Source organism: Brevibacterium sp. Mu109 (genome assembly GCF_900169375.1).
GTDB classification, from domain to species: Bacteria; Actinomycetota; Actinomycetes; order Actinomycetales; family Brevibacteriaceae; genus Brevibacterium; species Brevibacterium yomogidense_A.
Genome location: NZ_FXZF01000048.1, coordinates 1 through 9,897, shown reverse-complemented (window position 1 = coordinate 9,897; position 9,897 = coordinate 1). Strand labels below are relative to the sequence as shown.

At 65.0% G+C, this 9,897-nt stretch carries 8 protein-coding genes and 1 pseudogene; 7 read left to right on the top strand and 2 right to left on the bottom strand.

What is annotated here, in order from left to right; genetic code table 11:
- Positions 1-419, top strand: a 419-nt coding sequence (locus BSP109_RS15670; protein ID WP_146001196.1) for a transposase, incomplete at its 5' end; no start/stop codon positions are given.
- Between the two features lie 12 nt (positions 420-431).
- Here BSP109_RS15670 and BSP109_RS15665 read toward each other — a convergent pair.
- Both BSP109_RS15665 and BSP109_RS15660 read right to left on the bottom strand, forming a co-directional pair.
- Positions 432-587: pseudogene (locus tag BSP109_RS15665) on the bottom strand (serine hydroxymethyltransferase); the annotation flags it as partial.
- A gap of 280 nt (positions 588-867) precedes the next feature.
- A complete protein-coding gene (locus BSP109_RS15660) occupies positions 868-1,572 on the bottom strand; it encodes a hypothetical protein (RefSeq protein WP_073884832.1) in 705 nt (234 codons plus the stop codon).
- 300 nt (positions 1,573-1,872) lie between these two features.
- Between BSP109_RS15660 and BSP109_RS15655 the strand changes: the two genes are divergently transcribed.
- The 6 genes from BSP109_RS15655 to BSP109_RS15630 all read left to right on the top strand — a co-directional run bounded on the left by BSP109_RS15655 (position 1,873) and on the right by BSP109_RS15630 (position 9,712).
- Positions 1,873-3,561: an ABC transporter ATP-binding protein gene (locus tag BSP109_RS15655; RefSeq protein WP_219618575.1), complete on the top strand. Its 1,689-nt coding sequence runs from the start codon at positions 1,873-1,875 to the stop codon at positions 3,559-3,561.
- A complete protein-coding gene (locus tag BSP109_RS15650) occupies positions 3,558-5,297 on the top strand; it encodes an ABC transporter ATP-binding protein (RefSeq protein ID WP_096157084.1) in 1,740 nt (579 codons plus the stop codon). The genes BSP109_RS15655 and BSP109_RS15650 overlap by 4 nt, the downstream gene beginning before the upstream one ends.
- An 85-nt stretch (positions 5,298-5,382) precedes the next feature.
- Positions 5,383-6,645, top strand: coding sequence for an MFS transporter (locus BSP109_RS15645; protein WP_073884835.1), 1,263 nt, complete (start codon positions 5,383-5,385; stop codon positions 6,643-6,645).
- Between the two features lie 237 nt (positions 6,646-6,882).
- Positions 6,883-7,512: an MptD family putative ECF transporter S component gene (locus BSP109_RS15640; protein WP_096160803.1), complete on the top strand. Its 630-nt coding sequence runs from the start codon at positions 6,883-6,885 to the stop codon at positions 7,510-7,512.
- Positions 7,509-8,219 (top strand): energy-coupling factor transporter transmembrane protein EcfT, encoded by a 711-nt coding sequence (locus BSP109_RS15635; RefSeq protein WP_096157082.1) that lies wholly within the window; start codon positions 7,509-7,511, stop codon positions 8,217-8,219. Before BSP109_RS15640 ends, BSP109_RS15635 begins: the two co-directional genes overlap by 4 nt.
- Entirely contained in the window at positions 8,156-9,712 is a 1,557-nt protein-coding gene (locus BSP109_RS15630; RefSeq protein ID WP_308297923.1) for an ABC transporter ATP-binding protein, read from the top strand. Before BSP109_RS15635 ends, BSP109_RS15630 begins: the two co-directional genes overlap by 64 nt.
- Positions 9,713-9,897 lie beyond the last annotated feature (185 nt).

Below are 9,897 nucleotides of genomic sequence, written 5' to 3'. Positions count from 1 at the left end.
GCCGATCCCTGCTGAACAAGCGGGCAACAGACCGGCTGGAGCGGTTGTGGGCCGAGCATGATGACCACGTCGCGTTGGAAGTGACGTACCTGGTCTACCAGGACGTCATCGATGCGTACGAGCATCCCGATCGGAAGACGGGCAGGCGTCTCATGCAGGCAGTGATCGAGAGTCTGCGCAGAGGCCTGCCGAAAGGGCTTGAGGAGCTTGCTCAGCTGGGGAGGACGTTGTGGCGGAAGCAGGCTCAGGTGCTGGCGTTCTTCGACCGTGGAGGTGCGTCGAATGGGCCGGTCGAAGCGATCAACGGACGCCTCGAGCATCTGCGGGGCATTGGTCTGGGCTTCAGGAACTTCGAGCACTACGTGCTGCGCTGTCTGCTCCACTCCGGGCAGCTATCGGCCCGGGTCAACGCACTCTGAAACCGGAAGAGCCGGATATCCCTCGGAATACTTGTTTGTCAGTATCGAACCCTGCGCCTGAAGCACGGAGACTGGCGCGAAGTTTTCCGATGCGATCATCTCCAACGTCTGCCGCTGACGTGACATTTCCTCCGACACGAGGGTGTGCAGCTGGGGGTCTGCGTCCATCAGTGACTCGTCGAGATCGTTGTGCGCTGGCGGCGACGCTCTGCGAGTTGACCGAAGGGACTCATCGGAGTCCGGCGGCCAGGCGTCAGTGCTGTCTGTCGCGGACAAGGCAATCACCTCCGATGGGCTCGGCAAGCGCGGGTGACCGGAGATCCGCCTGGGGAGGGTGTCCGCGCCGGGTAGGACCGACAATCCGATGCCAGGTGTGCAGTGCACAAATTATCGATCGGTGCTAGTGTACCCGATGCCTTTAGGTGAGGCTACCCTAATGAGATGTTGCCTATGGTTTCATCGGCTGTCTCGTCGCAATGCGGGCTGCGACGCCGTCGAGTGCACGCTCGACTGCGTAGTTGTAGAGCCTATCGAGGTCAAAGGCATGGGCGAGCGTGTCCGCGAACATTGCCGCCCCTGGATGCTGACTGTCCTCGGACAACATGCCGAGGCTTGCGAGGATCGCGTCCTGAAGCTTGGGGTCGACATCTCGCTCGTCTTCGGAGGCGATCAGGTGCACGGCGGTATTCAATAGCATGATGTGTGCGGCGGGTGCTTCGTCGCCCAAGCCGGCCTCAGCGAGCTTGCTGACCCCGGTATCGATCATCAGCACCGCCGCAGGGACGGTCGTGGCGGCCATGCCGAGCCAGCGGGCGACGCCGGGGTGCGCAGACAGTGTGTCGTGCAGCGAGGTGAGGAGCTGCTGATACCACGGTCGCCACGAGAGTTCTGGTGACGGTAAGTCGACTGAGCACATGACGGCGTCGACGATGACGCGGTCGACCTCGTGGCGTGGGCCGACGCGGTGCGCAATCGCCGTCGGCCAGCAGCCGACCTCTTTCGCGAGGTCCCGAGTGGACCACCCGGCTAGGCCGCGGGCGGCTGTGAGGCGGACTCCGGCTTCGATGATCTGCTCTGTAGTCAAGGGGGCTTCGTCCGCGGCGGTGCGCGGTCCGCGCTGGCGTTTGCTCTTCTTTGCCTTCGGCTTTGTCATGCTCGGCTCCCATCCGCGGAGTGTCGTGCCACCACGATACCCGGCGTAGTTGTCCGTTGAACAAACGCGCCGGGTAAGGGTACACTCACTTCAAAGATTTGTGCACTGCACAGGGCCCGCGATCGGGGACCGTGCAGACCGTCGATGAGTGGATGCTTGAAAGGATGGCTCATGCCCGATGATGCGACCGCTACTCAGGCTGTGTTGCCCGACGCTCAATCCGAGTCGGCGCCGGATACGCTTGAGCCCGAGACGAGAGCCGCTGGTAGTGACAAGAGCCTCGGCTCGCTGCTCGCTCCGGTGCGTGGGCGGCTGATCCTGGCGGGGGCGTTCCAAGCGCTTGGCGCGCTGACGTCCTTGGTGCCGTATGTCGCGATCTATCGGATCGTCGAGGAACTGTTGCAGCCGGCAGGCGCGAGCGGGAACGTGGTGTGGGCGTGGGCGGTCATCGCCGTGATCGGCGTGTTGGTGCGCACTGCCGCGACAGGGGCGGCATACACCATCACTCACGGAGCGGACGGAACGGTGGGCCAGGCGCTTCGGCAACGATTGACCGATCGGCTGTGGCGGGTGCCGCTGGGCTGGTTCGGAGAACGCTCCTCGGGTCAGGTGAAGCGCCGCCTGCAAGATGACGTGCACGACGTGCATCATCTGGTGGCACACGCGATCAACGACCTGGTGGGAGCCATAGTGGCCCCGCTCGCGGGATTCGTACTGCTGTTCGTCGTCAACTGGCGATTGGGCCTGGTGTGCCTGGTGCCGGTGCTGCTGTACTTCGTCGGACTGAGCGTGATGATGCGCGGAAACACGGAGAACGCGGCACGCTGGGACGAGGCATTGGGCCGGGTGAACTCCCGGATCGTGGAGTTCGTGCAGGGCATCGAGGTCGTGAAGACATTCGGCCGGACGCGCAGCACTCAGGAGCGCTACCACGCAGTCGGTGACGAGCTGGCCGTGTTCTTCGAACGCTGGATGGGACCACTGCTACGCGTCAACGCGCTGGCGAGTGCGGTACTGGCACCGCCGACGGTGATCGCCCTGGTGCTCGCGACAGGGGCCTGGTTCGTCCATTCAGGGTGGGGGGCGCCGGCCGAGGTGCTGCTGGCGTTGATGATCGGGGTCGGACTGGGTGCACCGGTGCTGAACATGGGGATCGGGGCGCAGGCAATGCGCACCGCCACCGCGGCAGCGGCGCGGCTGGGCGACCTGCTCCGCACCCCGGTACTACCGCAGGTCGCGCATCCACGCACCCCGGAGGGTGCCGTGGTGGAGTACGACGGCGTGCGATTCTCCTACGATGGGCAGACCGACGTGCTCTCGGACATCGACCTCGTACTGCGACCCGGCACCGTCACAGCACTGGTGGGCCCATCGGGCTCCGGCAAGTCCACGCTGGCGCGGCTGCTGCCCCGGTTCTGGGACGTCACCGACGGTGCGATCCGGATCGGCGGAGTCGACCTGCGGCACGCGGCTCCCGAAGAGATCTACCGGCGAGTCGCATTCGTGTTCCAGGACAACGTTCTGCTGCGCATGAGCGTGCGCGACAACCTGCGCCTAGCGGCCCCGGACGCTGACGACGCGACCGTGGAGGCGGCAGCGCGAGCGGCGCAGATCCACGACGTGATCATGTCCATGCCGCATGGCTACGACACGATCGTGCACGAGCAGGTGACTCCGTCCGGCGGTGAGACCCAGCGGCTGTGCATCGCACGGGCCATGCTCGCTGACGCTCCCATCGTGGTGCTAGACGAAGCCACCGCCTTCGCAGATCCCGAATCAGAAGCAGCCGTCCAGGACGCCCTGTCAACGCTGATCGCAGGCCGTGCGGTCCTCGTCATCGCGCACCGGCTGCGCACGATCACCGACGCGGACCAGATCGTGGTTCTCGAGGGCGGCCGGGTCGTCGAGACCGGCCGCCATGACGAACTGCTGGACCATGGCCGACTCTACGCCGCTCTGTGGAACGCCCAGGAAGGAACGACCGCATGATCCGCAAGCTGCTGCCGATCCTCGCATCGGACGACCGGGCGAAGATGCGCGCCTTCCTCACCGTCTGCGTCGCCTACGGGATCCTCCAGGGCGTCGCGCTGCTGCTGGCGATCCCCGCACTACGCCACCTGCTCGCAGGTGAAGCTTCTGCGAGCTGGCCGTGGATCCTCTCGGTGATCGGTGCCGCTGTCATCGCGGGCATCGCATTCTCGATCCAGAGCGTGCTGGGATCCCGGATCGGGCTCGCCCTGATGCGCGGCCTGCACCGCAGCATCATCGACCACCTCGGCGTGCTGCCGGTGGGCTGGTTCTCCTCCGATCGCACCGGAAGACTCTCGCAATCAGTCTCCCAGGGCACGACCGCCGTGTGGACGGCCGCCTCGACCCTGATCCAGCCGCTGGTGACCGCCGTCGTTACGCCCATGACCATCGCGCTAGGGCTGCTGTTCATCGACTGGCCGGTGGCGCTGACGATGCTGATCGCCGCCCCACTCCTGTATCTGGTGTACCGGTGGGCGGCCGCGCTCGCTGAGCGCTCGGCCGATCAGATCGACCAGGCGGCGGTTGAGGCGGCCAGCCGCGTCGTGGAGTTCACTCGCGCCCAGCCGGTGATGAGGGCATTCCGGGCCGATCAGGCCGGCAACGGCATGCTGGCGAGAGCACACCGCGCCCAACAGGAAGCCTCCCGCCGCTCGCTGCGCACCAGCCTGCCCGGCCTGATCGGCTTCGCGACCGCCGTGCAGCTGATGTTCGCCGCCGTCATCGTCATCGCCGTGTGGCAGTCCCTCACCGGCGCGGCGAGCGCGGCGACCGCCGCCGTGGTGCTGTTCGCCGCCGTACGCTTCACCGGTCCACTCATCGACGCCGCCGACCTCGGCTCCGCGCTCCGGCTCGCCGGTCACGACCTGGATCGCATCGACAATGTCCTCGACGAACCCGCGCAACCCGAGGGCACAGACAGCATCGAACAGGCCGGAGAACTCGCCTTCGACCACGTCGACTTCACATATCCCGGGGGTCGACAAGTGCTGCACGAGGTGACTTTCTCGGCGCACCCGGGAACCACTACCGCTCTGGTAGGGCCGTCAGGATCGGGCAAGAGCACGATCCTGCAGCTGGCCGCCAGGTTCTTCGACCCCGACGCAGGCACTGTGCGCATTGGCGGTGTCGATGCCAGGCTGCTGCCGGTACAGACCGTGATGGAGCAGCTCTCGGTGGTCCAACAGAACGTCTACCTGCTCGATGACACGATCGAGGCCAACATCCGTTTCGGCAACCCGGAGGCCACTGACGACGAACTGCGCGAGGCGATCCGTCTGTCCCGCGTCGACGAGATCATCGACCGGATGCCCCACGGCCTCGACACGCAGGTCGGCGAGGCCGGAGTCGCGCTCTCTGGCGGAGAGCGTCAGCGCGTCTCCATCGCGCGAGCCTTCCTCAAGGACTCGCCCATCGTGCTTCTCGACGAGATCACCGCATCGCTCGATCCGGAGAACGCGATCGCCGTCCACGCCGGCCTGGCCGCACTGTCTGAAGGCCGAACCATGCTGATCGTCAGCCACGACCTGACGACGATCGCCGGAGCCGACCAGATCCTCGTCCTCGATGACGGCGCGATCGTGGAGCACGGCACCCACACCGACCTCGTCGCCGGCACAGGTCTGTACGCCGACTTCTGGGCCGAACGCGAACGGGCCCAAGGCTGGCGCGTCACCCACCCCACCGACGCCTCATGAAACGACACGCGAGAACAGCGCGGTGTGCGCACACATGCTACGCCGTCATCGTGACCGACCCGGATGCACTGAAGGACCCCCGAGGATGACGACAAGCAACCCCGCGCAGATCAAGCTGGTGCTAACGGCGGTGTTCCTGGCCTACCTGGCGCAGATGACGCTGAACCCCATCATTGCCCCGCTCTCACGCGAGGTCGGCCTGGCCGAATGGCAGGTCGGGGTGACCATCAGCACAGCAGCGATCATGGTGGTGCTCACGGCTCAGATATGGGGGCGCCGGTCGCAGTCGCTGGGACGCAAACGCGTTCTCCTCGCGGCGCTGGCCCTCGGTGCGATCGCGACGGCAGCCTTCGCGCTGATCTCCCAGGTCGGCATGATCGGCGCTCTCAGCGGCACCGTTCTGTTCGCGCTGTTCGTCGTGCTGCGCGGTATCGGGTTCGGCACCGCCATTGCTGCTATCCAACCAACCGCGCAGGCCTACATCGCTGATGTCACCACCGATGAGACCACCCGGATCAAGGGCATGGCCGGTGTGGGCGCGGTCCAGGGCGTGGCTCAGATCGCCGGTTCCGTTGTCGGTGGCCTGCTCGCCGCTTTCGGGCTGATGGCCCCGATCCTCTCCGTCCCGGTGCTCCTCGCCCTCGGCCTCGTGCTGGTCGCCCTTCGGCTGCGCCCCGAGGCGCGCACCACACTGATCGAGAAGCCTACGAGCGTCCGGCCGACAGACTCGCGGGTGTGGCCGTTCCTGCTCGCCGGGTTCGGCATGTTCACCGCCCTGGGGTTCATCCAGATCGTCACGGGCTTCATAGTCCAAGACCGACTTCACCTGGACGCGAAGACAGCCGGAGTGCTCACCGGCGCGGCCCTCCTGGCCGCAGGTATCGGCATGATCCTCGCCCAGACAGTCGTTGTTCCTAGTACGGGATGGGGCCCGGCCACCCTGCTGCGTGTGGGCGGCGTGGTTGCGCTGCTCGGATTCCTCGTGCTGATCCCCGATGCCGGGCCGGTCGCCCTCTTCGGATCGATCGCCCTCATCGGCCTGGGCTTGGGTACCGCCATGCCCGGCTACACCGCCGGACCAACACTGTTGGTCTCCCGCGAGGAACAAGGAGGCCTGGCCGGGCTCATCGCCGCCAACATGGGTCTCACCTTCGTCGTCGCACCCACCGCCGGTACCGTCCTGTACGGCGTCTGGACCTCTCTGCCGATCATCGTCGGCGCGGCCATCATGGCCATCGTCTCCGTGTTCGTTCTCCTTCACCCCCGATTCCGACGCATCCCGACTCCGCCCGAAGGCGATGCGACGAATTCGGACGTGCCAACGCAGGACGCCGGCCATGAACGTTGAGGCAAACGTCGTGGCAGGCATCACCGGGAGCCTGGAGCCTGCTTCGGTGAGTGGCCGAGCCAGGAACGCTGGGGACACGATCGGAGTGGATCACAGCTTTAGACTCGCCCTCCATATGAGCCTGGCTCCTCACGGATCGAGGAGGTCGAGGGCCGGCACGCACCAATTCGACGGTACGGTCTCGCGCCAAATGCCTACTGGTGACTTCCTGCCTAAACACTGCTCGAAAGGACCGCTATGAACACTTCAACCCGGGACAATTCCACCTCGCCGCGAAGGCGGCTGGGGGTCAAAGACCTCGTCACCATTGGCATCTGCGGTGTCCTCGCGATGGTGATTAACACCGTGATCGGCATGATCCTCACCCCGATCTATGGCTTCGCTTACCCTGTCGTCGGCGGCCTGTGCGCGCTGTTCTCAGCCCCGGTGTATGTCCTGATGAGCTATCGAGTCGCTAAGCGCGGAACCGCTGTGCTGTTCTACCTGATCATCGCGATCATCTCCGCGCTGCCGGGGTTCTTCTACATGATCCCCTTCTGCCTGGCCGCCGGCCTGATCTGCGAGACCATTCTGTGGCGACCGCGAGCGTACCGCAACGGCATGCTCAACGCTGTGACCTACATGATCTTCGGAATCATGTTCTCGATCGGCTCCTACCTGCCCATCTACCTCTTCGGCGACACCTACTATGACCAGTTCGAGAGCATGGGCGCCTCGGCCGAACTGTTCCTTCGTTTCGCGACCTCCCCGGGTGCGGTGGCAGTGTCCGTGATCGCCGGTGCCGTCCTGGCCCTGCTCGGGCACTGGATGGGGCGGAAGCTCGTGTCAAAGCACTTCGTCAAGGCCGGGATCATCAGCGCCGCATGAGACCAGGCTGGCTGCGGTTCGACCCGCGCACGACAATGCTCCTGCTCCTGCTGTGCAGCGTGCTCACGCTCCTCGTAGACGCAGCGGGCCTGTTCTGTCTCGTCGCCGGAGCATCGGCCTATCTGCTGCTCACGGGCATGTGGCTGCAGGCCATGACCGGCGTATGCGTGTTCGTGCTGCTGTATCTGGTGCAGTACGGAATCGTTGAGTATGCGACCGGGCCAGGGCTGATGCTCGGCTTCATGGTATTCTTCGCAGCACGGATCATGCCCGTCGCGATGCTGGTGCAATGCCTTGCCGAGACACCGCCAGGTGAGCTCGTCGGGGCGTTGCAGCGGCTCCGGGCGCCTCGTGCGCTCGTGCTTCCCTGCGCGGTCATTCTGCGCTTTCTGCCGACGATCAGGTCGGAGTTCGCATCGATTCGCGACGGGATGAAACTGCGTGGCTTGTCCGCGCTGTCGTGGCGAACTGCGGCACACCCTATGATGGTCGTCGAATCGATCTACGTGCCTCTGCTGATGCGGAGCATGAAGGTCTCCGACGACCTATCGGTCTCTGCGGCCACCCGCGGGGCCGACAACCCCGGTCACCGAACATCGCTGCGGCAGCTTCGCTTCCAACCGGTCGACGTGATCGCCGCGGCATGCGCGATCACGGCGCTCGGATGGGTGCTGGCAGACCAGCTCGTGACAGGTACATCGATATGATCCACCTCGACGACGTGAGTTTCTCGTACACGGCCGGGGCCACGCAACTGCGCCACGTGTCCTTCCAAGTCAGCCGCGGCGAGTTCGTCGTCCTCACCGGGCCCAGCGGCTGTGGCAAGACCACCCTCACCCGGGTCCTCAACGGGCTCGTCCCCGGGTTCTACGGCGGGGAACTCGAAGGCGGCGTGCAGATCGATGGAACGAACGCCCGCGAACTGCAATCGTGGGAGTACGGTCGGCTCGTCGGCAGCGTGTTCCAAGATCCGAAGACCCAGTTCTTCGCACCGGTCGTGCGTGACGAGCTGGCATTCGGATGTGAGAACTACGGGTTCCCACCCGAAGACATTCAGGCACGCATCGAGGACCTGTCGCACCGGCTGGGTGTCAGCCATCTCCTCGATCGCGCACTCCTCACCCTCTCCAGCGGCGAAAAGCAGAAGGTCGCGGTCGCCGCTGCGGCAGGCACACGCCCTCCCCTCTATGTGATGGACGAACCCTCCGCCAACCTCGATCTCGACGCCACCCGAGAACTCGCAGGCGTGCTGACGACGCTCAAGGAGTCCGGCAGCACCATCGTGATAGCCGAGCACCGCCTCACCTACCTCATGCACCTCGCCGACCGGATCGTCTACATGGACGACGGGGACATCCGACACGAATACACCCCTGCCCAGCTGCAGAACCTGCCACAGGCCACGCTCGAAGAACTCGGCCTGCGTGACCCGGTTCTCCGCACCACGGAACCGGGGGCACGGCATGTCTCCCACACTTCGCTCGGCGGCGACCCTACCGTCGAAGTCACAGACCTCACGGTCCGCAGGAAAGGGCGCGGCGCATCATTGTTGACGAGCTTGTCGTTCACCTTGCAACCGGGTGAAGTCGTCGCACTCGCCGGACCGAACGGCGCCGGGAAGACCACGCTCGGCCGCACCCTGTGCGGACTCGAGCGCGCAGGCAGGGGTACGATCTGCCTGCGCGGAGCCCATTCCCGCCGAGCCAAACGGTCCCTGAACACGTGGTTCGTCATGCAGGACGCCGACAGCCAGTTGTTCTCAGACAGCGTGCTCGGAGAAATGACGCACGGCGCCAAGTCCACCCCCGACTCTATGGCCCAAGCGCAACGGGTTCTCACACAACTCGGGCTGTGGGAGTACCGGAACAGACACCCAGGCTCGCTGTCCGGTGGGCAAAAGCAACGCCTGACCATTGCTGTAGCGCTCATGCAAAACCGACAGTTCATCATGCTCGATGAACCGACTTCGGGACTCGACGGGAGAAATCTCCGCCGCGTCGTCGACTGCATCACCGAACAGGCCGAGCGCGGTAAAACGATTCTGGTGATCACTCACGATCCAGAATTCATCCGGAAGGCCTGCACCAGAATGCTCCTGGTCCGAGATCAAACTCTCACAGCAGACGTCCCACTCGAACCGGACACCTTCGGACTCGCCCTGGACCACCTCAATAGGAAGACGGCTAGACATGACGAGTAGTTTCTCTCTGCTCGTCCACGGCGGGATGCACGGCGCTTGGTGCTGGGAGAGGGTGATCCGGCTCTTCCCGGTTCGTGGTGATGGGGAGCGTCGCGTCGTTGACGTAGAACGGCTCGTGGTCCTGCTGTGATGGGTGTTGTCAAGACATCCGAATCTCAGAGGACCACGAGCCTGTGCACGAGAGT